This is a genomic window from Streptomyces sp. CNP082 (genome assembly GCF_059570535.1).
Window position 1 is genome coordinate 14,877 of the sequence record NZ_JCANSZ010000033.1, and the last position, 21,881, is coordinate 36,757.

General features: G+C 71.5%; 25 protein-coding genes and 2 pseudogenes. 8 read left to right on the top strand and 19 right to left on the bottom strand.

The window, feature by feature from the left end; translation table 11 throughout:
• Nucleotides 1-14: 14 nt before the first annotated feature.
• The 7 genes from B124_RS23970 to B124_RS24000 form a co-directional block, all read right to left on the bottom strand.
• Nucleotides 15-1,991, bottom strand: coding sequence for an AMP-dependent synthetase/ligase (locus B124_RS23970; RefSeq protein WP_496505005.1), 1,977 nt, complete (start codon nt 1,989-1,991; stop codon nt 15-17).
• Between the two features lie 128 nt (nt 1,992-2,119).
• A complete protein-coding gene (locus B124_RS23975) occupies nt 2,120-2,548 on the bottom strand; it encodes a hypothetical protein (RefSeq protein WP_496505006.1) in 429 nt (142 codons plus the stop codon).
• Between the two features lie 76 nt (nt 2,549-2,624).
• A complete protein-coding gene (locus B124_RS23980) occupies nt 2,625-3,095 on the bottom strand; it encodes a GNAT family N-acetyltransferase (protein ID WP_496505007.1) in 471 nt (156 codons plus the stop codon).
• Between the two features lie 65 nt (nt 3,096-3,160).
• Nucleotides 3,161-4,573 (bottom strand): caspase family protein, encoded by a 1,413-nt coding sequence (locus B124_RS23985; RefSeq protein WP_496505008.1) that lies wholly within the window; start codon nt 4,571-4,573, stop codon nt 3,161-3,163.
• Nucleotides 4,574-4,579: 6 nt separating this feature from the next.
• Nucleotides 4,580-4,924 (bottom strand): effector-associated constant component EACC1, encoded by a 345-nt coding sequence (locus B124_RS23990; RefSeq protein WP_496505009.1) that lies wholly within the window; start codon nt 4,922-4,924, stop codon nt 4,580-4,582.
• Between the two features lie 107 nt (nt 4,925-5,031).
• A complete protein-coding gene (locus B124_RS23995; RefSeq protein WP_496505074.1) occupies nt 5,032-6,039 on the bottom strand; it encodes an ATP-binding protein in 1,008 nt (335 codons plus the stop codon).
• A gap of 688 nt (nt 6,040-6,727) precedes the next feature.
• On the bottom strand, nt 6,728-6,865 hold the full coding sequence (locus B124_RS24000) for a hypothetical protein (protein ID WP_496505010.1): 138 nt from the start codon (nt 6,863-6,865) through the stop codon (nt 6,728-6,730).
• A 274-nt stretch (nt 6,866-7,139) separates the two neighbouring features.
• On the opposite strand from B124_RS24000, the gene B124_RS24005 reads away from it, so the two are divergent.
• Nucleotides 7,140-7,268: a hypothetical protein gene (locus B124_RS24005; RefSeq protein WP_496505011.1), complete on the top strand. Its 129-nt coding sequence runs from the start codon at nt 7,140-7,142 to the stop codon at nt 7,266-7,268.
• Between the two features lie 383 nt (nt 7,269-7,651).
• Complete coding sequence (locus B124_RS24010; protein ID WP_496505012.1) at nt 7,652-8,386, top strand: hypothetical protein; 735 nt, start codon at nt 7,652-7,654, stop codon at nt 8,384-8,386.
• On the opposite strand, the pseudogene B124_RS24015 reads toward B124_RS24010, so the two are convergent.
• The 8 genes and pseudogenes from B124_RS24015 to B124_RS24050 form a co-directional block, all read right to left on the bottom strand.
• Nucleotides 8,383-8,694: pseudogene (locus tag B124_RS24015) on the bottom strand (transposase); the annotation flags it as partial. The gene B124_RS24010 and the pseudogene B124_RS24015 overlap by 4 nt on opposite strands.
• A gap of 150 nt (nt 8,695-8,844) precedes the next feature.
• The gene (locus tag B124_RS24020) at nt 8,845-10,191 is read right to left on the bottom strand and encodes a dicarboxylate/amino acid:cation symporter (RefSeq protein ID WP_496505013.1); all 1,347 of its coding nucleotides are present in this window, start codon (nt 10,189-10,191) and stop codon (nt 8,845-8,847) included.
• A 104-nt stretch (nt 10,192-10,295) separates the two neighbouring features.
• A complete protein-coding gene (locus B124_RS24025) occupies nt 10,296-10,418 on the bottom strand; it encodes a hypothetical protein (RefSeq protein WP_496505079.1) in 123 nt (40 codons plus the stop codon).
• A gap of 98 nt (nt 10,419-10,516) precedes the next feature.
• Nucleotides 10,517-10,831 carry a DUF4229 domain-containing protein gene (locus B124_RS24030; RefSeq protein WP_496505014.1) on the bottom strand — a complete coding sequence of 105 codons (315 nt, stop codon included), beginning with the start codon at nt 10,829-10,831 and terminating at the stop codon, nt 10,517-10,519.
• A gap of 97 nt (nt 10,832-10,928) precedes the next feature.
• Nucleotides 10,929-11,456 carry a GNAT family N-acetyltransferase gene (locus B124_RS24035; protein WP_496505015.1) on the bottom strand — a complete coding sequence of 176 codons (528 nt, stop codon included), beginning with the start codon at nt 11,454-11,456 and terminating at the stop codon, nt 10,929-10,931.
• Between the two features lie 8 nt (nt 11,457-11,464).
• Entirely contained in the window at nt 11,465-12,082 is a 618-nt protein-coding gene (locus tag B124_RS24040) for a hypothetical protein (protein ID WP_496505016.1), read from the bottom strand.
• A gap of 63 nt (nt 12,083-12,145) precedes the next feature.
• Nucleotides 12,146-12,598: an Lrp/AsnC family transcriptional regulator gene (locus B124_RS24045; RefSeq protein WP_496505017.1), complete on the bottom strand. Its 453-nt coding sequence runs from the start codon at nt 12,596-12,598 to the stop codon at nt 12,146-12,148.
• 39 nt (nt 12,599-12,637) lie between these two features.
• The gene (locus B124_RS24050) at nt 12,638-13,387 is read right to left on the bottom strand and encodes a UbiX family flavin prenyltransferase (RefSeq protein ID WP_496505018.1); all 750 of its coding nucleotides are present in this window, start codon (nt 13,385-13,387) and stop codon (nt 12,638-12,640) included.
• A 190-nt stretch (nt 13,388-13,577) separates the two neighbouring features.
• Here B124_RS24050 and B124_RS24055 point away from each other — a divergent pair, with 190 nt between their 5' ends.
• Complete coding sequence (locus tag B124_RS24055; protein ID WP_496505075.1) at nt 13,578-14,129, top strand: rhomboid family intramembrane serine protease; 552 nt, start codon at nt 13,578-13,580, stop codon at nt 14,127-14,129.
• 33 nt (nt 14,130-14,162) lie between these two features.
• Here B124_RS24055 and mqnP read toward each other — a convergent pair whose 3' ends face one another.
• Both mqnP and B124_RS24065 read right to left on the bottom strand, forming a co-directional pair.
• Nucleotides 14,163-15,083 (bottom strand): menaquinone biosynthesis prenyltransferase MqnP, encoded by a 921-nt coding sequence (gene mqnP, locus B124_RS24060; RefSeq protein WP_496505019.1) that lies wholly within the window; start codon nt 15,081-15,083, stop codon nt 14,163-14,165.
• Nucleotides 15,080-16,525, bottom strand: a complete 1,446-nt coding sequence (locus tag B124_RS24065; protein ID WP_496505020.1) for a menaquinone biosynthesis decarboxylase — start codon at nt 16,523-16,525, stop codon at nt 15,080-15,082. Before B124_RS24065 ends, mqnP begins: the two co-directional genes overlap by 4 nt.
• 218 nt (nt 16,526-16,743) lie before the next feature.
• On the opposite strand from B124_RS24065, the gene B124_RS24070 reads away from it, so the two are divergent.
• From B124_RS24070 to B124_RS24090, 5 genes are all read left to right on the top strand, one after another.
• Complete coding sequence (locus B124_RS24070) at nt 16,744-17,133, top strand: PLD nuclease N-terminal domain-containing protein (RefSeq protein WP_496505021.1); 390 nt, start codon at nt 16,744-16,746, stop codon at nt 17,131-17,133.
• A 71-nt stretch (nt 17,134-17,204) separates the two neighbouring features.
• Nucleotides 17,205-17,588: a PLDc N-terminal domain-containing protein gene (locus B124_RS24075; RefSeq protein ID WP_496505022.1), complete on the top strand. Its 384-nt coding sequence runs from the start codon at nt 17,205-17,207 to the stop codon at nt 17,586-17,588.
• Nucleotides 17,589-17,778: 190 nt separating this feature from the next.
• Nucleotides 17,779-19,056 (top strand): NAD(P)/FAD-dependent oxidoreductase, encoded by a 1,278-nt coding sequence (locus tag B124_RS24080; protein WP_496505023.1) that lies wholly within the window; start codon nt 17,779-17,781, stop codon nt 19,054-19,056.
• A 40-nt stretch (nt 19,057-19,096) separates the two neighbouring features.
• Nucleotides 19,097-20,140 (top strand): RNA polymerase sigma-70 factor, encoded by a 1,044-nt coding sequence (locus B124_RS24085; RefSeq protein WP_496505024.1) that lies wholly within the window; start codon nt 19,097-19,099, stop codon nt 20,138-20,140.
• A gap of 72 nt (nt 20,141-20,212) precedes the next feature.
• On the top strand, nt 20,213-20,557 hold the full coding sequence (locus tag B124_RS24090) for a hypothetical protein (protein WP_496505025.1): 345 nt from the start codon (nt 20,213-20,215) through the stop codon (nt 20,555-20,557).
• 37 nt (nt 20,558-20,594) lie between these two features.
• On the opposite strand, the gene B124_RS24095 is transcribed toward B124_RS24090, so the two are convergent.
• Together B124_RS24095 and B124_RS24100 are read right to left on the bottom strand one after the other, a co-directional pair.
• A complete protein-coding gene (locus B124_RS24095) occupies nt 20,595-21,377 on the bottom strand; it encodes a DUF5995 family protein (protein WP_496505026.1) in 783 nt (260 codons plus the stop codon).
• A 278-nt stretch (nt 21,378-21,655) separates the two neighbouring features.
• Nucleotides 21,656-21,870, bottom strand: a pseudogene (locus B124_RS24100) (response regulator); the annotation flags it as partial.
• Between the last annotated feature and the right edge of the window lie 11 nt (nt 21,871-21,881).

Here is a 21,881-nt window from a genome sequence, read left to right on the forward strand (position 1 = left end):
TCAGCCGTCAGCCGTCAGCCGTCAGCCGCGTACAGCTCGTCGATGACCTGCCCGAAGTCCCGTACGATCGCCGCCCGCTTCAGCTTCATCGACGGCGTCACGTACCCGCCCGCCTCCGTGAAGTCCGCCGGCAGCACCGCGAACCGGCGGATCGACTCCGCGCGCGAGACCAGCTCGTTCGCCGCGTCCACCGCCCGCTGCAGGTCGGCGCGGAGCAGCGGGTCGCGGACGAGGTCGGGGGTCGGCACGTACTCCCGTTTGTGCATCATCCGCCAGTGCCGCAGCCCCTCGGGGTCGAGGGTGATCAGCGCTGCGACGTACGGGCGGTCGTCGCCGACGACGAGGCACTGGCTGACCAGCGGATGCGCCCGCAGCCGGTCCTCCAGGGGCGCGGGCGCGAGGTTCTTGCCGGAGGCGGTGACGATGAGGTCCTTCTTGCGGCCGGTGATCGTCAGGTAGCCGTCGGCGTCCAGCTCGCCGAGGTCGCCGGTGGCGAACCAGCCGTCGACCGTGTCGAGCCGGGTGACGCCGGCCTCGGCGTCCCAGTAGCCGGAGAACAGGTGCCCGCCGCGCACCAGCACCTCGCCGTCGTACGCGATACGTATCCCGGTGCCCGGCAGCGGCCAGCCGACGGTGCCGAAGCGGGGCTTCAGCGGCGGGGTGACGGTGGCGGCGGCGGTGGTCTCGGTGAGCCCGTACCCCTCGAAGACCATGACGTCGGCGCCCGCGTAGAAGGCGGCGAGGCGGCGGCCGAGCGGGGAGCCGCCGCAGATCGCGTACTTGACGCGACCGCCGAGCGCGGCGCGGATACGCCGGTAGACCAGCGCGTCGTACAGCTTGCGCAGCGCCTTCAGGCCCGCCCCGGGGCCCGGGCCCTCGCCGTGCAGCTCGGCCTCCAGGGCCTCGGCGTAGCGGACGGCGACCTTCGCGGCGCGGTCGAAGGAGGCAAGGCGGCCGATGCCTTCGGCGGTGGCGCGGCCGGTGTTGTAGACCTTTTCGAGGACGTAGGGGATGCCGACGAGGAACGTCGGGCGGAAGCCGGCGAGGTCGCGCAGCAGGTCGTCGGTCTGGATGCTGGGCGCGTGGCCGAGCTTGACGCGGGCACGGAGGCAGCCGATGGCGGTCATGCGGCCGAGGACGTGGGAGAGGGGGAGGAAGAGGAGGGTGGATGCGGGCTCGTCGCTGATGGCTTTGAAGAGGGGGTAGAGCAGTTCGATGGCGTTGTCGACCTCGGCGAGGAAGTTGCCGTGGGTCAGGACGCAGCCCTTGGGCAGGCCGGTGGTGCCGGAGGTGTAGATGACGGTGGCGACGCTGTGGGGGCCGAGGCCGGCGCGGCGCTGGCGCACGAGGGTGTCGGGGACGTCGCGGCCGGCGGCGGCGAGCTGGCCGAGGATGCCGGTGTCGAGCTGCCAGAGGTGGGCGAGGTGCGGCAGGTCCTGGCGTACGCCGCTGATCAGCCGGGCCTGGTCGACGCTCTCCACGGCGCAGGCGATCGAGCCGGAGTCGTGCAGGATGTGGCGGGCCTGGATGGCGGAGGACGTGGGGTAGACGGGCACGGTGATGAGGCCGGCGGCCCAGGCGGCGAAGTCCAGCAGGGTCCACTCGTACGTCGTACGCGACATGATCGCGAGCCGGTCGCCGGGGCGCATCCCGTAGACGATGAGGCCCTTGGCGACGGCGAGGACGTGCTCGGCGAACTCGGCGGCGGTGACGTCGGCCCAGGTCCCGTCCGCGCGGGGACGGGCGAGCACGGGCTCGCCGGGGGCGTGGGCGGCGTTGTCGAAGGGGATGTCGGCGAGGGAGCCCCGGGTCACCTGGGGCGCGGCGGGCGGGACGACCGCTTCGCGGACGCCGCGGGCGTCGGCGCGGACGACGGGGGGCAGCAGCGCGGGGACGGCGGTGCCGGGGCGGAGTTTGGAGTTGATCTCCTTCAGGTACTGGGACTGGGGAGCGGGCGGCGCGGGGTGCTGCTGTGGTGCGGACTGCGTCATGGTGGGGCTCCGTGACGTTCGCGTCTGCCGGGTACGACTCGCGGGGCGGCGGACGCCGCATTCTCGCGAACACCCGGCCACTCCGCCAGAGGACGCCGCGGTCGGTACTCCCGGTTCCGTTTGCGCCCTCAGCGGACGACGGTGAGAGCCTGCCGCCCCGGGCCTGGGTGGCCGCGTTCCCCGCGCAGGGAGCCGACGGTGACGGCGACCAGGGCGGAGCCGACGAAGGTGCCCATCAGGATCAGCGCGACCGCGACGGCGTAGAGCCCGCTGGCGTCGTCCGACCAGTCATAGTACGAGGCGAAGGTCAGCCCGGCGGTGGACCCGAGTACGGCGGGCACGAAGTGCCGTACGTACGCGACGGCGGCCACGGCGACGAGCAGCGTCAGCACCAGCCCGCCGACCTGCCACGCCGCGTACGGCCCGGTGGCATCGTCGCCGGTCTCGTCGCGGCGCTGGTCCCACCCCAGCCACGCGGCCCAGCCGCCGGTGGCGGCGCCGGCCAGGAAGGCAAACGAGAGAAGCTGAAACAGAAGAGCCCGCAGCACACGAAGCATGCCACCAGCGTCACGACCCACCGCACCCCGAAACAGAGCGCAGGTACTCAACCCGTCTGAGTACGAACCCGGCCCCTCACTCCCCCACCACCCGCCGGAACACCTGCCGCGAACCCCCCTCGGGCCCGGGCAGGGCGGCCTCGGCGGGCTTGAACCCCAGCCGCTCGTAGAAGACCCGCGCCCCGCTGGCGACGGCCCCGGGATAGTCGGCCCCGAACGTCACCACCTCCACGCACCCGGCCCCCCGCCCCCGTACGAAGCGCCGCTCCGCGTCCTCCATCAACGCCTGCCCGACGCCGTGACCCCGCACCTTCTCCGAAACGACCAGCCAGTGCACCCGGTAAACGGGCGCCACACCCCCGAACAACAACCCCCCGACGACCTCATCCCCGTCGACGGCGACGAGCGCGTCACCCCGCCCGATGTGCCCGCTGACGGCATCACGGAAGCCGGGCTCTCCCACCATGGGGCCGAACCACTGCTCAACTTCGGCGGCAAGCCCGAGAAACCCGGAGAAGTCCTGCTCACCCGCAAGCCTGGTGATCACAACCGCAGTCTGACAGAAATGCAACGGCGAACTCGGCGGGCAGGCAGGAAGCAACCCGACGGTCATCAAGAAGTGAGCCCCGCGCCGTCCCAGTACAGCCGTGCGTCGCAGGTTGCGGAGTCCGTGCGGTGCGCGGTGATCTCGATGTCCTCGACGCCGCGGGGGAGGGATTCGGTGAAGTACCGGGTGTCGTCGGGCCCGAGGGTGCCGCTTCCCACCCGGCGTTCGTCAGCGGTGACCGCCCACTTCACCGTCGCGTCGCAGTCCTCCTCCAGCCGCAGCTCTCCGCCCAGGCCCCGGTCCGTCCCGGCGTCGTCCGGCCTCAGTGTCGTCCGTATCGTCCGTGACCCGGGGATGTCCCATGACCACCCGGCGCCCGAACAGCCGCCGCCGGCCTGAGGTGCCCGGCATCCCTCGTGTGTTTCGGTGGGCTTGTCTCCGGCCGAGTAGTCCAGCCCCGGGGTGGGATCACCCGCCGGATTGAGATACGCGACAAGGGCAAGGACGCCGAACAAGCCGATGACGGCGAGTACGGGCAGGAGAAGCGTCCCTGGTTCCGTCCGCCTGGAACCCGTCTTGCTGGACACCGTCTCGACCGAGTCTGCCGCCTCTGAAGGATCGTCCGGCGCGGCACTGTGGTCGCCCGCCCCGGGGCCGGGGCCAGGGCCGGAGCCGGGCACGGGGCCGGAAGGAGGGGCGGGTTCGCTCTCCTCGGCAGGCGGCGGCGCGGTGGGTGGCTGCCTCCGGTACGCCGGGTTACGTACCAGCGCCAGGCGCCCGGCGTGATCAGCGATGCGCTGTCTGGGGATCGGCCGGGACTTCGCGCGCATCTCGGCCTCGATGTGCCGGAAGATCGTGTCCAGGTCCAGCAGTTCGGGCCCGTCCGCGATGCCCTGGCGGCACAGACGCACCAGCTCGCCGGTGAAGGCCGTGTACCCGTCCCCGTCGTCCGCCAGCGCTTCCCTGGTTTCCCCGGCCGCGGAGATCAGATACGTGCCCTGCACGAGAGCATGCTCCAGGAGATTGTCTGTGGGATCGCCCATGGCCGGGAAGGCTCTGGCACCGAAGCAGCAGTCCAGGACGACAATCCTCCGCGAGGCGCGAGTGCTGAGAATCTCTCGCCGCAGGTACTCGTAGCGAACGGCCGTGTAGGGCTCTTGCGGCCGGGACTTCACGAGCGAGAGGCCCAGCTCTCCGTTGCGGGGGTCGATGAGACCGTGCCCGGCGTAGTAGACGAGGAGCGAATCGGAGGCGGCGCGCGCCGCGTGCCGTACGGCGTGGACGACGTCGTCCACGTTTTCCGGGTCCTGGACGACCCTGCAGTGGCTGTTCTCCGGCAGCGACCAGGAAGAGGCCGACATCAGTACTGAGGACAGCGCCGTGAGGTTGTTCCCCACGGTCGGCAGGCTGTCCAGATGCTCATGGCGGCCCACGCCGACGAGCACAGCCTGCGACTTGCCCGCGTCAGGAAAGAACACGTCCCCCTACCCCCGAGTAAGCGCCCTGGTCAAGGCGGCGACGGTCTCCGGGTCGGCATCGTCGATCCTCACCGTGGCCCCGTTGTGCTCGACGGTGACCGTGGGCTTGTCGTGCCGAGTGCGGCGCCAGGCCACGTACGCCAGCACGAAGTTGGCCGCGTTCCAGGCCGTGTCGGTGACGAGCTGGAGCCACTCCGTCGTCTCCGGTCCCATACGCCCGGGCCGGGAGGGCGGTCCCGCCCAGGACATCGCGGCATGCCGGCTGACCTCCGGCTCAGCCTCCAGCCACGCGCGAAGCGACCTCAACTCGTCTTCCGCACCCGACCCGTCCATGCTGATCCGAATGACCACCGGCGCCCCCTTGTGGCATCAACCAACCTCCAGCCCAGGGTAGTTGCCACACCACGCCACTCACCCCACAGCCAAAGGCGCACACGGGACCCCACATGATGCGAGAGTCAGGGGGAGAGGCGCCACAGCGCCTCCATCGGCAGGGCGCGGATGCCGTCACCGAACGGGAGTGTCTGGGCCCCCGTGTAGAGGACGTAGCCGGCCACGAACCGATCGCCCAGGAGCCGGGCGAGGTTCCGCAGTCCGGCCAGGTCATCGGTACGAACGGTGGCACCGGCCTTGACCTCGACTCCGACTGCCCGGCCATCGGGCGTCTCGATGACGGCGTCGACCTCAACCTTGTCCTTGGTGCGGTAGTGGTACAGACGTCCCTGCTGCTCGGACCAGGTCAACTGGCGGGCCAGCTCCATGGCGGCGAAGTTCTCCAGCATGGGACCGGCCGCGCCATCGGGTTCGGCCAGCCGGTTGGCGTCCTGACCGATGAGATGGCAGGCGATTCCGGTGTCTACGAAGGCGAGTTTGCCCGTGGCTACGGCACGTTGCGTCACGCCGGAGGACCAGGCCGGAATGGTCTTGATGAGGAATACCGAGGAAAGCAGTTCCAGGTAACGCACGAGGGTGGTACGCGGGATGCCGGATGCGCCGGCGAGCGTCCCGGGAACGAGGAGACCGCCTGCCCGTCCCGCGAGCAGGGCGACGAGCTTGAGCAGTTCGCCGTGGCGCTCGATGCTCGCCAGTTCCAGCACATCGCGTTCGATCAGGGTGGAGAGATAGGAGCTGAGAAACGCGGAGCGTCGTTTCGAGGTGCGCCGGACCGCCTCAGGAAAGCCGCCGACGACGGCTCGCTCAAGGTAGTCGCGCTTCCGCAGAGCAGAGGTGTGCGTGAGGGCAGGACCGTGCGCGAACGCGGCGTCGATGAACCGATCGGGGCCGTCGTGCAGCTCACCTTGCGAGAACGGCCAGAGCTCGATCACTTCCATACGACCAGGCAGTGCGTCCGGCAGCGTGCGCAGGGCCAGGATCCGGGAGGAGCCGGTGAGCAGGAACCTGCCGGGAGTCGGATCCAGGTCGGCCTCTACCTTGATCGAGCGCAGCAGCTCCGGCACCAGTTGGATCTCATCCTGTCGTCGAGCAGCCGGATGACAGCATCGGGGCGGTGCGCGGTGCTCAAGCGGGTCAAGGTGGACTTACCTGCCTGCCGGGCACCATTGACGAGAACGACGCCCGTGTCCTCCAGAGACTCGCTGACGAGGCGTTCTGCCTGGCGCGGGATCAGGTCACGAGGGGTGGAATTACGTCTCAGGCTGCCACACATCCCACATCAACGGTCACATGGACGACACTTTCGTGGTCACTCAGACGGAAATTACGTGGTCAGATAGCCGCCATGCTATTGGCCATCTGGCCGAAGATGCGGAAACGCGACCACCCACCTCACACCCACCACCCCGGCCCACTACGCCACGAACAGGTCCCGCTCACAGCAGTGGCTCCACGAGGTGTGCGCTACGCGACGGTGCCCCCGGTTTCTTCCTCGACACCTCTGTCGCTCCTTGACTGTCTCGCGTGACGAGGCAGTGGCACGGTCTACGGCGACAGACACGGACATTCCCTCCCTGCCCGCTCCATGCCCCGTCCTCGGTAGCGAGCAGCAGAAGACCTGGGCCGCGGCCCACAGCGGGCACGCGGCGTACACCACCCCGGACCGCCCGGACGGGCAGTACTGGCCTCCCCCCCCGCCCCGGGGCGGGGGGAGGGCCAACCGGTGCGGGTCTGCGGGCGTCGCGTGGTGCGCAGGAGTTGTTACGCCGCTGTGGTGACCGGGGTTTGTTGCAGGGTGGGGGCTGTCGGGTCGGGGTCGTTGATGTCGAAGCTGGTGGCGTTTTCGTACATGTCGCGGTCCAGGATCTTCTCCTGCGACGCGACCAGCACCGGGATCACTGCCTGGCCCGCGACGTTCGCAGCCGGACCTCATGTAGGTATGTTGGCCGGCCGGGAGCCGAGACCAGGGCGAGACCGAGCGCATGGCCGAGAGCGTCAACGCCGCTCTACGCGAGCGCCCGGAGCTGGGCAAGCCGCACGCGGGCGGACCGCGCGTGTTCGGCTTCGAGCCGGGGTCCAGCTTCCAGTGACTCGTTCCGGACGAGGTCGAGTTGATCCGGGAGGGCTACCGCATGCTCATGGAGCTGAAGACGACCGGCGACGTGGCGCGGCTGTGGAACGAGCGAAGCGCACGAACGTCCGGTACGGGACGGCGTGGACGATCCAGAAGGTGAAGCGCGTCTACCGCTCCGACCGCGTCGGCGGCATCGTGACGCACCAGGGCCGCCGCCACCATCGCTGAGAGCCGGGAAGTGGTCGACGCACTCACAGTGTGGCGGGGCGACCGCCCGGAGAACCTTGAGCGCCGCCGCACCGTCGCCGCCGGTGTGATGGGAGAGGGTTGACGTCTTCAGCGTCGGCAGGGGCCGCCGCAAGCCGCCGGAGCTGGACTCCTCCAAGTCACGCCGCGCGGCGCGGAGTCTGACTCCTAGCGTGTGATCTGGCCCCACCCTCGGACGAGGTTCTGGCCCCATCTGGTTGATCACGAAATCGGTTCCAGCGAGTTCGCGCCCCACCGGGATCACCGGAGCAAGATGTGGGCTGCTCATGTCCGGCGTGCGCCGGGACTCTTCTGCGAACTCCGAGCCGGGTAGCCTGGGTTACTCGCGACGAGGAGATCGGATCATGACAGGGAGTCCCGAGGGCGTCACTGCTCGTGTGCAGGCCGCTGCTGCGCGTACCTCGGCGGCCGGTTCGGCGCGGTTGTCGTTTGGGTTACATTTCGGTGCGCCCACATTCGAGGAGCGGGAGCGGGAGTGGGACGGCGAGGGCGTGGTCGATTTCGCAGCCCGCCAGGCGCAGGTGTCTGAGTTTCTCTTGCCCGCACATATCCGGGATGGCATGCAGAACGCGCCAGAGGCAATCACCAAACCGCACGAGAACCTCTACGACGGAGCGAGCAGGTTGATGCGTGTAGGTGATTCCTGGTTCGCCGCTCCCGACGACGTTGACCGGGACGGCCCGCGCAGCTCTCACGATCCGCTCTGGCCACTGGATGCCCTGTTCGGTGCCGGTGGCGACATCATCGAGGCCGGTACGGGCACCATCCGTGACGCCACCACCACTCACTATCGACTCACCCTCGATATCCCGGCAGCGGACGAACTCCTGCCCACGGGGATCAAAGTGCCGGAAGGGTCATTCCGTCACTTGCGCGAGCTGCCGGCAGAGGTGTGGCTGGACGACGCGGGCCTAGCACGCCGGATCGCGATCCAGAATTCCGCCGGCAATCGTCAGATCTGGAAGGTCACCGAGTTCTGGGACTTCGGCGTCACGGCGGCGATCACCCCTCCCGATGCCGACCAGATCACGATTGAAGACCCAGCCGATTTCCACCGGATCCTCATGGGAGACGGCTAGGCCGTTTCTTGGGGATCACCTTGCAGACCAGATGTGGATGGCGGCGAGGTGTAGCCCGGCGAGGTGGTGGCGGTCTTGTCGTAGCGGGTGGCCAGGCCGCGCCATTGCCTCAGTTTGCTGATGGTCCGCTCGACCGCTTTTCGTTGTTTGTAGCTCCCGCGGTCGAAGGCCGGTGGCCTGCCACCGCGACCGCCGAGCCGATTGCGGTTGGCGGCCTGGTCCGAGGACTGCGGGATCACCACCCGGATCCCACGGCGCCGCAGATCCGAACGGATCGCCCGCGACGAGTACGCCTTGTCCCCGAGACCATGTCCGGCCCGGTCCGGGGGCGTCCGGTGGGTCGTGGCGCACCCCGCCTCGGAGTCCGATCCGGCAACAACGGCTCAATCCGCGCCCACTACATGCGAACGCCCCGGGATTTTCGGGGTGCGGGCGTTCGGCTTTCGGGTGGGGCGGTCTCAGGCTGTTGCCGGGATTGGAGTGGTGGGCGGGGTGGAGTTCGCCGGGTCCGGGTCGTCGAGGTCGAAGCTGGTGGCGTTCTCGTACATGTCGCGGTCCAGGATCTTCTCCTGCGACGCGACCAGCACCGGGATCACTGCCTGGCCCGCGACGTTCGTCGCCGTGCGGACCATGTCCAGGATCGGGTCGATCGCCAGCAGCAGGCCCACGCCCTCCAGGGGGAGGCCCAGGGTGGAGAGGGTCAGGGTGGTCATGATCGTGGCGCCCGTGAGGCCCGCGGTGGCGGCGGAGCCGATGACCGAGACGAAGGCGATCAGGACGTAGTCCTGGATGCCCAGGCTGACGTCGAAGATCTCGGCGATGAAGATGGCCGCCAGCGCCGGGTAGATCGCGGCGCAGCCGTCCATCTTCGTCGTCGCGCCGAAGGGGACCGCGAAGGAGGTGTACTCCTGGGGGACGCCGAGGCGTTCGGTGACCTTCTTGGTGACCGGCATGGTGCCGACCGAGGAGCGGGAGACGAAGGCCAGCTGGATCGCGGGCCAGGCGCCGCGGAAGAACTGCAGGGGGTTGACCTTGGCGACCGTGGCCAGCAGGAGCGGGTAGACGCCGAAGAGGACCAGGGCGCAGCCGATGTAGACGTCGGCGGTGAAGGTCGCGTACTTGCTGATCAGGTTCCAGCCGTAGTCGGCGATCGCGAAGCCGATGAGGCCCACGGTGCCGATGGGGGCGAGGCGGATGACCCACCACAGCGCCTTCTGCAGCAGCTCCAGAATCGTTTCGCTGAACGCGATGACCGGCTGGGCCTTCTCGCCGAGCTTCAGGGCGGCGACGCCGAGGGCCGCGGCCATGAAGACGATCTGCAGCACGTTCAGTTCGGTGAAGGGCGTGATGATGTCGGTCGGGATGATTCCGGTGAGGAAGTCGATCCACGAGCCGCTGTCCTCGGGGGCCGCGCCGTCCTTCGGGGACAGGTCCGTGCCGGCGCCGGGGTTGGTGAGCAGGCCGATGGCCAGGCCGATGGCGACCGCGATGAGCGAGGTGGCGAAGAACCACAGCAGGGTACGGGTCGCGAGGCGGGCGGCGTTGTTGACGTTCCGCAGGTTGGTGATCGACACCAGGATGGCGAAGAACACCAGCGGGGCGACCGCCAGCTTGAGCAGTTGGACGAAGATGGTGCCGATCTGGTCCAGGGTGTCCTTCAGCCAGGCGACGTCGCCGGTACGGGCGGCCCAGCCGAGGACGACGCCGAGGACGAGGCCGGCGAGGATCTGGGCCCAGAAGGGCACCTTGGGTATCCGGAAGCCGCTGCGCGGCTGCGCGGTGGGGACAGGGGTGGATGTGGACACGGGCGTCTCCGTGACTGGGCGCGCCGGGGCCCCGTCCGCACACGGTGGCGGGAGGAGGGGAAGCGGGCGCGCGGCTGCTGCTGGGGAATGTGGTGTGTGACCGGTCAGAGCGCGGGGGACTGGCTGCTCTGACATGCCGCGGACAGGCAGCGGCACAGATCGACGTGCAGGCGCGCCACGAGCAGAGGGCTCGTGGGCATGCGGAGCGCCGCTACCGTCGTCGTCATGACGAGAAGACTAACACTCCTGCTTTGACATTCCCATAGTGTGGCTTTGAGGGTGACGCCTTTCACGCCTCGTTACAACGCCTCGCGATGACGCCTCGCTACGACGCCGTGCCCCGCGCCTCGTCGTCCGCCTCGTCCTCGCGGCTGCGGTTCGCCGCCAGCCGGTCCTTCGACTTCTGCACCCGGCCCACGATCTGCTCCGACATCTCCTCCCGCTGCCGGCGCAGCAGGATGAAGCTCAGCGGCGCGGAGACGACGATCGCCAGCACCATGACCCACAGGTAGTTCGAGTCACCCAGGCCCGACGGGAGCGCGCGGATCCGGACCAGGACGGCCAGGATCACGAACGACGCGGCGAAGACGCCGAGGCGCATGGCGGTGTAGCGGACGGCGGGGTTCGGTTTGGGGGTCACGGCTGACAACTTCTCTCTGCTCTCTGCTCCGTCGGTCAGGGTGGTTCAGCGTGCGGGGTGCGGTGTGCGGATCGCGGGGTGCCGCGTGGTGCGCGTATCAAGTATGCAGCGGCAGCCACATCGTGATGTCGTCGCGGTAGTCGTCGTCCGCGACGCGTATCGCGTCGGGTACGCGGCCGACTTCCTTGTAGCCGCAGGCCGCGTAGAACGTGTCGGCCCCCGTCCCGCCCCGGCACGTCAGCCGGATCCCCCGCATCCCCGGCAGGTCGCGCGCCGCGTCCGCCGCCGCGGCCATGAGGCGGCGGCCCTCGCCCGCGCCCTGGCGATCGGGGTGGACCATCACCGTGTAGAGCCAGCACCAGTGCCGCATCAGGCGGTGCGTGTTGAGCGTCAGAAAGGCGGTGGCGGCCGGGCGGCCCGCGGCGTCGAGCCCGGCGATCAGGCGGGTGCGGCCCTCCGCCATGGCCACGAGGTGCTTGACCAGTTCCGGGCGGATGTCCGCGGGCGTCACCGGGGGGACGAAGCCCACGGCGCCGCCGGCGTTGCTGACGTCGGCCCAGAGGGTGCATATGCCGTCCCGCAGGGCAGGGGTGACCGCGGGGTCCAGCTCGTAGTGCAGGGTCATGACGTCCTCTAAAAGCGCATCGGCTGCGGCGCCTCGCGCCGCTCCGGGTCCGGGCCCGCGTGCTCGCGGACCGTGGCGTAGCGGGCGTCGCGCTCGACGGGGTGCAGGCCCGCGTCCTGGATCAGCTCGACGAGTTCGCCGGCGGGCAGGGTGCCGTCCGCGCCCGGGGCCGGGGCGAAGTCGTCCGCGCCGTGCTGCAGCGCGAGCTGCGCGGTCTGCGTGCCGTACGCGGTCCACGCGGCCCGTACGTGCGGCACGTTGTCCAGCAGCAGCCGCGCCACCGCGAACGTCTTCAGCACCTCCGCGCCCGTGACCTGCCCCGCCGCCAGCGGCACGGCGGCGAGCAGGCCGGCGCCGTCGTCCTGCCGGGTGCGGAGGGCCAGGAGCGCGTCCACCGTCTGCTCCGCGGGGCCGTCGCCGTACGGGACCGCAGCCACCGCGTCGGAGGTGTCCGCGGACGCGGTGAAGTACCCGCGCTCCCCGTGCCGCCGCGTCCGCGCCTCGTGGGCCAGCCCGCCCAGCCACGCCAGGTCGCCGCTCCCGTACAGCGCGACACCGTCCTCCCGGCTCAGCCGCGCGCCCGCGCGCACCTTCTCCGCCAGCTCGCGCCTGAGCTCTGCGTCCACGCGCCGCCTCCCAGCCCGTAAGTCACGTTCCTGCGCTTCTGCGCGCATCCGAGCCTACGCGGCCTACTCCTCCGCGATCTCCCCCACCCTGCTCTCCCACACCGTGGACAGCACCACCGTGGTGTCCGTGTGCGAGACGCCCTTGATCCGCGACAGCCGCCGGACCGCCTTCCCCAGCCCGTCCACGTCCGGCGCCCGCACCTTGAGCATGAAGGACGCCTTGCCGGCGATGAAGAAGCAGTCCTCGATCTCCGGCTCCTCCCGCAGCCGGTCCGCGACGTCGTCGTGGTCCACCGCCTCGGAGAGCGAGATCCCGATGAGCGCCGTGACGCCCCGGCCCAGCAGGGCGGCGTCGACGGTGGCGCGGTAGCCGGTGATCACCCCCGCGGCCTCCAGGCGGTTGATCCGGTCCGTGACGCTGGGCCCGGAGAGCCCCACGAGCCGGCCCAGCTCGGCGTACGAGGCCCGGCCGTTCTCCCGCAGGGCCTGGATGAGCTGCCTGTCGACGGCGTCCATGTGCGATCTCAAGCCTTCCTGCTGCTGTGTCGGGCGGTGTCAGCGGGAGCGCCCCAGCTCCCCTTCCCATCTGCGATAGAGCTTGTGCGCCACGCCCGCGGAGTCCAGGGCGCGGCCGGCGACGAAGTCCACGAGGTCCTGGACGCCGTTGACCCCGGCGTAGAAGGCGGGGGCGGCCGGGAGCACCACGGCGCCCGCCTCGTCCAGGGCGACCATCTGCCGCAGCGTCGGCCCGGGCAGCGGCGTCTCCCGTACGACGACGACCAGCGGCCGGCCCTCCTTCAGCGTCACGCTCGCCGCGCGCTGCAGCAGGTCCTTGGAGAGCCCGAGCGCGATGCCGGCCACCGCGGCGGTCGACGCCGGCACGACGATCATGCCCTTCGCGGGGTACGAACCGGAGGAGGGGCCGGCGGCCAGATCACCGGCCGCCCAGTGCCGTACGTCCGCGGGATCCACCTCCACGTCGAACGCGTCCGGCCGGCCGTCGGCGCCGGTGGCGAGCCAGCGCCGCAGGTCCGCGCGCCAGTGCGCGTCACGGAACGGGCCCCCCGTCTCGTCCAGCAGCGTCAGCCGCGCCGCCCTGCTGACGACGAGGTCGACGGCCTCCCCGGCCTGCAGCAGCGCGCGCAGCACGGCGGCGGCGTACGGGGTGCCGGAGGCGCCGGAGACGCCGACGACCCAGGGCCGGCGCGGGGCGCGGCCGGGCTCGCCGGCGTACGGCCCCTCGTACGGCTGCCCGTTCGGGTCGTCGTTCCGGTCCTCGTTCGGCGTCTGGTGCGGCGGCTCCACGCGGCGAGCCTATCCGGCGACGGGAACCGCGGCGCAGGCCGGCTGCGTTTCCCCCAGGGAGGACACACTGGTCCGAAGGGGGCTCGGGATGTACGAACCTTACGGGCACGGCAGCCCCGCCGCGCCACAGCCGGGACGGCCGGCGCGGGCGCCGCGCGGGCGGATATACGTGACGCGCGCCGCGGTGGTGATGCTCGCCTGGGTGGCGGCGCTGTGGGTGCTGGAGGCGGTCGACCAGGCCGGCGGCAACAAGCTGGACACGTACGCGATCACGCCGCGCGACTTCGGCGAGCTGCGGGACGTGATCCCGGCGTCGTTCATGCACTTCGGCTGGGACCACCTGGCGGCGAACACGGTGCCGCTGCTGATCCTGGGCTTCCTCGCGGCGGTGCGCGGGATCGGCCGGTTCGTGGGCGTGGTCGCGCTGATCACGCTGGTGAGCGGGCTGGGCGTGTGGCTCGTCTCGCCCACGGGGTCGCACACGGCGGGCGCGTCGGGCGTCGTCTTCGGGCTCTTCGGCTACGTGGCGGTGCGCGGCTTCGTCGACCGGCGGATATCCGACGTGCTGATCGGGGTGGCGGTCGCGTTCGGGTACGGATCGATGCTCTGGGGGGTGCTGCCGACGGACGAGGTGCTGGAGCAGTCGATCTCCTGGCAGTGCCACCTCTTCGGCCTGGCGGGCGGCGTGCTGTCGGCGTTCTACTTCAGCGACCGCAGGCGGGCAGCGCTGCAGGCGGGCTGAGCGAGCCGGCAGGCGGGCTGAGACGGCCGGGTCTCACAGGCCCAGGTCGCGGATGAGGAGGTCCGCTGCCGCGCAGGCGAAGAGGACGATGCCGATCACGCCGTTCAGCGTGAAGAACGCCCGGTTCAGCCGGCTCAGGTCGTCCGGGCGCACGATGCTGTGCTCGTACGCGAAGACCCCGGCCACCACCGTGAGCCCCGCCCAGAACAGCGCGCCCGCATCCGTCGCCAGCGCGTACCAGACGAACAGCGCCATCGTCACGACGTGCGCCACCCGCGCCCCGTACAGCGCCCCCGCGACGCCGAAGCGGGCCGGGACCGAGTGGATGCCCTGGGCGCGGTCGGTGTCCACATCCTGGCAGGCGTAGATCAGGTCGAAGCCGCCGATCCAGATCCCCACCGCGAGCCCCAGCAGGACCGCGTCCCACGACCACTCCCCCGTGACCGCCAGCCAGGCGCCGATCGGGCCGATCGCCTGGGCCAGACCGAGGATCGCGTGCGGGTAGTTCGTGAACCGCTTGCCGTACGGGTAGACCACCATCGGCACCGCCGCGACCGGCGCGAGCGCCAGGCACAGCGGGTTCAGCAGCGCCGCGGCGCCCAGGAAGATCGCGAGCGCGATCAGCGCGCCCGTCCACGCCGAGCGTACGGAGACGGCGCCGGTGACCAGTTCGCGGTGGGCCGTGCGCGGGTTGCGGCCGTCGATCTCGCGGTCGATGATCCGGTTCGCGGCCATCGCGAACGTCCGCAGGGCCACCATCGCGACCGTGACGACCAGCAGCGTCCCCCACTCGACGGACCCGTCGCCGTCGAGCAGCATGGCCGTCAGCGCCGCGATGTACGCGAACGGCAGCGCGAAGACCGAGTGCTCGATCATCACCAGCCGCAGAAACGCCCGCACCCCGCTGCCCGACCGGGCGGGCCCCGGCCCGACGACGCTCCCCGCGGCCGTCACAGCCCGTACTCCCGCCAGCGGGCGTCGACCTTCGCCGCCGTCTCCGGATCGGAGACGATCATGTCCGGCCAGCCGCGCGTGTAGCCCTCCTCGGGCAGCTTCGAGGTGGCGTCGATGCCCGCCTTGCCGCCCCAGAACGGCTGGTACGAGGCGTGGTCGAGGTGGTCGACCGGGCCCTCGACGACGGACAGGTCGCGGGCGTAGTCGGTGTTGCCCAGCGCCCGCCAGGCGACCTCGTGCAGGTCGTGCACGTCGCAGTCGGCGTCGACCACGATGATCAGCTTGGTCAGCGACATCATGTGCGCGCCCCAGATCGCGGACATCACCTTCTGCGCGTGCTTCGGGTACTTCTTGTCGATCGAGACGATCGCGCAGTTGTGGAAGCCGCCCGCCTCCGGCAGGTGGTAGTCCACGATGTCCGGCACGATCACCTTCAGCAGCGGCAGGAAGAACCGCTCGGTGGCCCGCCCCAGCGGCCCGTCCTCGGTCGGCGGGCGGCCGACGACGATGGACTGGAGCAGCGGGCGGCGGCGCATCGTGACGGCGTCGATGGTCAGCGCGGGGAACGGCTCCTGCGGGGTGTAGAAGCCGGTGTGGTCGCCGAACGGGCCCTCGGGCAGCTCCCTGCCGGGCTCCAGCCAGCCTTCGAGCACCACCTCGGCGTGCGCGGGCACCTGGAGCGGCACGGTCTTGCAGTCGACCATCTCGACGCGCTTGCCGCCGATGAAGCCGGCGAGCATGTACTCGTCCATGTCGCCGGGCAGCGGCGCGGTCGCGGCGTACGTCACGGCCGGCGGGCAGCCGAAGGCGATGGCCACCGGCAGCTTCTCGCCGCGGCGGGCGGCGACCTGGTAGTGGTTGCGGCTGTCCTTGTGGATCTGCCAGTGCATGCCGATGGTGCGGCGGTCGTGGCGCTGGAGGCGGTAGAGGCCGAGGTTGCGTACGCCGGTCTCGGGGTCCTTGGTGTGGGTGAGGCCCAGGTTGTAGAAGGACCCGCCGTCCTGCGGCCAGGTGAAGAGCGCGGGGATCGTGTCGAGGTCGACCTCGTCGCCGGTGAGCACGACCTCCTGTACGGGCCCGTCCTTCGCCTTCCGCGGCGGCACGTGCGCCATGGAGCCGAGCTTGGCGAACGCGTCGCGTACGCCCGTGAAGCCGTGCGGCAGCTCCGGCCTGAGCAGCCCGCCGATGCGCTCGCCGATCTCCGCGTACGAGCCGAGGCCGAGGGCCTTGAGGAGCCGGCGGTCGGTGCCGTAGACGTTCATGGCCAGCGGCATGGCGGAGCCTTTGACGTTCTCGAAGAGCAGCGCGGGGCCGCCGGCCTTGTTCACGCGGTCGGTGATCTCGCCGACTTCGAGGTAGGGGTCAACCTCGGCCTTGATGCGCTTGAGGTCGCCGTCGCGCTCCAGGGCCCGCAGCAGCGAGCGGAGATCGTCGTAAGCCATGCGCCCCAGTATCCGCCAGCCGCCGGGCGCGATCCGCGAAGGGGTACGGGGCGGGCGCGGGGGCGGGGGCTGTGCCGGGGGGTGGTCCCCGGCGGTACTGCCGGGGTGCCGTCGCCACGGACTACCCTGGACGGACCGCGGGGTCCGTACCGGAGCCGCACCGCACCCGGCGCGGACGCCGCCGCACCGCAGAACCGCCGCACGTCGAAGGGCCCCACATGCTCAGGTATCTGCCGTTTCTCCTGGTCCTGGCGGTGTGGATCTATGCGTTCATCGACTGCCTGAACACCCCGGAGAAGGAAGTACGGAATCTGCCCAAGCTGGTCTGGGTGGCGATCATCGTGCTCTTCGGCTCGGTGCTCTTCGGCCCGCTGGCATGGCTCGTCGGCGGCCGGCCGCGCGGCCGGCCGGTGATCGCCGGCGAGGGCGGCGCGCGGCGGCCGGGTCGGCCGGGGCGGGGCGGCTGGGTGGCGCCGGACGACAACCCGGACTTCCTCCGCTCGCTGGGGCAGGACGGGCCCCAGGAGGACCGCAAGGAGGAGCAGAAGGGCGAGCGGGACGAGGACGGCCCGGAAGGACGCCAGGGACCCGACGAGGACCGGCGCTGAGACGTTAACCTGACGCGGAGACGCAGTGGGGGGCCAGGGCGTATCCCCGCGACATTCAGGGGGTTTGCCGCGTGCTTCGCTACCTGCCGGTCATCGTCCTCCTCGGCGTGGTGATCTACGCGCTGATCGACTGCGCGACCGCGCAGAAGGAGGACGCCAAGCACCTCCCCAAGGTCGCGTGGCTCATCCTCATCATCCTGTTCCCGCTGCTGGGCTCCCTCGGCTGGCTGTTCGCCGGCAGGAACCGCCGCGGCCCGTCGGCCGCAGGCGGGGGCACCGGCGGGCGGCGCTCGACGTGGGTGGCGCCGGACGACAACCCGGAGTTCCTGAAGAAGCTGGGTGACGAGAACGCCAGGGGTGACAGGGACGGCGGCGAAGAAGACGGTGGCGCCGAAGGGGACGGCGACGGCGGCGAGCGGGACGGCAAGGACGACGGCGGCCCGCGCCGCGAGTGACCCGCCGCCGGCGGCAGCAGCGGATATCCCCTGCGTACGGCCCGTACGGGCACCCGCGTACGAGAACCTTCCCGCCCCCGCGCGGGCAGCGTGACGCGGCTCACACCCTCCCCTGTCACGTCTCGCCCCGGTCGGCTGTCCCATGGTCGCTCCCGCACCCGCGGGGGCCGAGACCGAAGGAGGCCGTCAGATGACCGCCCGCCCCCGTGGCCACCGCATCGTCGTCGTGGGCGCCGGCTACGCCGGCATGTTCGCCGCCGTACGCACCGCCCACCGCACCCGCCGCCTCGGCACCCGGATCACGCTCGTCAACCCCTCGCCGCGGTTCACCGAGCGCCTGCGCCTGCACCAGGTCGCGGCCGGCCAGCGGCTCGCCGACCACCGCATCACGGACCTGCTCGCCGGCACCGGCGTCGAGTTCGTGCAGGGCCGCGCCGTCGCGATCGACCCGCGGGCGCGGCGGGTGACGGTCGAACGCACCGCCGCGGACGGGTCCGACGGCGGGCCGGCCGCGCGGCCGGGGACCACCGGCATCCCGTACGACACCCTCGTCTACGCCCTCGGCAGCAGCACCGACACCAGCCGTGTCCCCGGCGCCGACCTGCACGCCGTAACCCTCAACGACCCCCGCGAGGCCCACGAGTTCAGCACCCGCCTCGCCGCCCTGGCCGTCACCGGCGGCCGGGTCACCGTCAGCGGCGGCGGCCTCACCGGCGTCGAGGCCGCGGCCGAACTCGCCGAGAGCCACCCGCGTCTTGAGGTCACGCTCCTCAGCCGCGGCGTGCCCGGCTCGATGATGGGCGACCGGGCGCGCGCGCATCTGGACCGCGCGCTGGCCCGCCTGGGCGTGACGGTACGCACCGGGGCCGAGGTCACGAAGGTGCTGCCCGACGCCGTCGAACTGGCCGGCGGCGAGCAGGTGCCGTCCGATCTGACACTGTGGACCGCGGGCGTCCGGGTCTCCGGACTCGCGGCCCGCGCCGGGATCGAGACGGACGCGCGCGGGCTGGTCGTGGTGGACGACCGGCTGCGTTCGGTGTCGCACCCGGAGGTGTACGCGATCGGGGACGCGGCGGCAGTACGGCAGGCGTGGGGGCAGGTGCACGGCACGTGCCAGAGCGGGCTGCCCACGGCGCAGCACGTCGCGGACGCCATCGCGCGGACGCTGCGGGGGCGGGCGGTGAGACGGTTCCGGTTCGGGTACTTCCACCAGCCGGTGAGCCTGGGGCGGCGGGACGCGGTGATCCAGTTCACGTACGCGGACGACGCGCCGCGGCGGGTGTATCTGCGGGGGCGGTGGGCGGTGCGGTACAAGGAGTTCGTGAGCGCCAGCCCGGTGGTGACGTACCGGCTGAGCCGGCGGATGAACGTGACCACGGTGCTGTCGCGGGGCGGGCGGGCCACGCGGCGCGGGGCGGGGCGGGGCTCGTACGACGGGGCGGTGCGGGTGGCGGCGGGCGGGCGGTAAGGGCGTTGCCAGGGGGCCGGAGCGCGGAGAGCATGAGGCGATGAGGGACGACGAGCGGGAGACGGGGGCTGCGTCCCGGGAGGGGGGCGCGTCCTCGCAGGAGGCCGCATCCGTGGAGGGGGCCGGATCCCCGCCGGAAGCCACCCCCGCGCCAGGTGCCACCCCCGCGGAGGGTGCCACCCCCGCGGAGGGAGACTTCCCGGGGACCCCACCCCCCGGCGACCCCTTCTCCGACCACCGCCGGCTCCTCTTCGGCACCGCGTACCGCCTCCTCGGCAGCGTCGCCGACACCGAGGACGTACTCCAGGACGCCTGGCTGGCCTGGCACCGGACCGACCGCGCCACCGTCCGCAACCCCCGCGCGTACCTCGTCCGCACCGTCACCAACCTCTCCCTCAACCGCCTCACCTCCGCCCGCGCCACCCGCGAGCACTACGTCGGCCCCTGGCTCCCCGAGCCGCTGCTCACCACGCCCGACGTCGCCGACGACGCCGAGCTGGCGGAGACCGTCTCGACCGCGATGCTCGTCGTGCTGGAGACGCTCTCGCCCGTCGAGCGCGCGGTGTTCGTGCTCCGCGAGGCGTTCGGCTTCTCGCACGCCGAGATCGCCGGGTTCCTCGACCGCCCCGAGCCGACCGTCCGCCAGATCGCCCGCCGCGCCCGCGCCCACGTGGACGCCCGCCGCCCCCGCTTCGACGCCGACGCCGACCGCCGTACGGAGGTCACCACCCGGTTCCTGGCCGCCGCCGCGGGCGGCGACCTCAACGCGGTCATGGAGCTGCTCGCCCCCGACGTCACCGCCTGGAGCGACGGCGGCGGCGTGGTCACCGCGGCCCGCCGCCCGCTGTACGGCCCGGACCACGTGGCCCGCTGGGTGCTCGGCGTGCTGCGCAAGCCGGTCTCGGCGGGCGTACGGCTGCGCGCCGCCACGATCAACGGCGCAGCGGGGATCGTCATCGACCAGGCCGGCACGGCGATCGGCTCCATGTCGTACGACCTCACCGCCGGCCTCGTACAGCACCTGCACATCCAGCTGAACCCCGCCAAGCTCCGCGGCCTGCACGCCCCGCCGCCCGGGGAATGACGGTTGCCGGTTGCCGGTTCACCGTCGAGCGGGTCCTCGTCTGCGGGACGCGCGACGACGGGAGTGAGCGCCATGAATGACCTCGCCTGGGTACCGCAGTCCTGCACGCTGCCCACCGCGGAGCAGCCCCTGCGGGTCGCCGAGTGGGACGCGCTGTTCGCGGCCCGTCCCGCCGAACTGTCCCGGCCGGAGCCGCTGCGGCTGCGGCTGGTGCTGGCGGACGGGCCGGGGGTCGAGGAGCAGGTGCGGGACTTGGCGGAGCGGGAGAGCGGTTGCTGCTCGTTCTTCACGTTCAGCACGGGCCGCGATGAGGACCCTGCGGCCGGGCGGATGTGGCTGGACATCGCCGTGGACCAGGCACACGCGGCGGTCCTGGACGCCCTCGCCGCGCGGATCGACGCGGCGGCGGGGCGGTAGGCGGGACTACGGGCTGCTCTCGCCGGCGCGCCGCAGGTCAGGCCATCTGCCGCCGCGCGGCGGGCTGTTCCATCGCCTTGTCCAGATGGGCGATGACCGCCGGCACGTCGTCGCTCTCGGTGCTCCGGATCAGTTGCAGCGCCGGCTGGACGAGGCCGCCCGGGCGGGCGGTCAGCCGGGCGAGCACGGCGGCGCGGACGTCGAGGCGCTCGATGGTGGCGGCGCGCTGCTCCTCGTTCTGGCCGGCGAGCAGGACGGCGTTGTGCCACGCCTCCTCCCGGGACTGGCGGACGGAGAAGTCCAGGATCTGCTCGTCCGTACGGGCGCCGATCGCGTCCAGCAGCGACAGCAGCGGCGACAGGGCGCCGACCGAGTCCTGCACGGCCAGGACCACCCGGGCGAGGATGTCGTTGATCAGCAGGAAGTCCCGCCGGAGGGACTGGATGTCCTCGCCGGGGGAGGTCCGGGCGGCGGCGACGGCGAGGTCGAGGTTGATGTGCGCGTTCACCCCGAGGATGAGGTGCTGGACGATGACGGTGCGGTCGTCGTCGAGGAGCCCGAAGGTCTCGCGCCAGCAGCGCGGGCCGCTCCGGTCGCGGCGCCAGGCGTCGTGGGCCTCGAAGTAGCGGTTGCCGAAGTGGGTGTCGAAGCGGTCCATGCGGGGCCCGTCGTCGAACTGCCCGTTGTGGATGGCGGTACGGACCTCGACGGTCACCTGCCGGTAGAGGGCCGCGAAGTACCCGGCCCGGTCGCTGTCCCGCCGGGCCTCTCGCACGATGCGGGCGAGCCCGTCCACGACGTCGTCGATGTTCTCGGCCATGACGCCCAACTCCTTCTCCGGGTTGTCCCGTTGTCCGCGTGGAACCGTCGTACCACCGTGGCCAGGGGAGGGGACCCGAGCGGAGTGGGGGCAGGGGGGAGCGGATGCGGGGCAGACCCGGCGGGATGGGCGGCCCGCCGCCCGGGCGGCAGCCCTCAAGTGCACGCCACAGGGACAAACTCTGGGTAGCCCGCAATCCAAACACGGACAAACCACCCGCGCGACCCGACTTTTGCTCAACGAGACGCACCCCACCGCGTCAGCACCGCAAGCCGCTCCTCGCCCGCCCGGGTCGCCGACCGCTGCGCCGCGAACTGGGCGATCAGGCGCCGGGTGATCCGCGGTGCCAGCAGCGCGTCTCCCGCCGCGACGACCCGGATGGCGTGCAGGAGTTCCGCGGTCCGGCGTCTTTGAGCAGGAAGCCGCTGGCCCCCGCCTGCAGCGCTTCGAAGACGTACGCGTCGGTTTCGTACGTGGTGAGGATCAGCACCCGCGTGTCCTTGA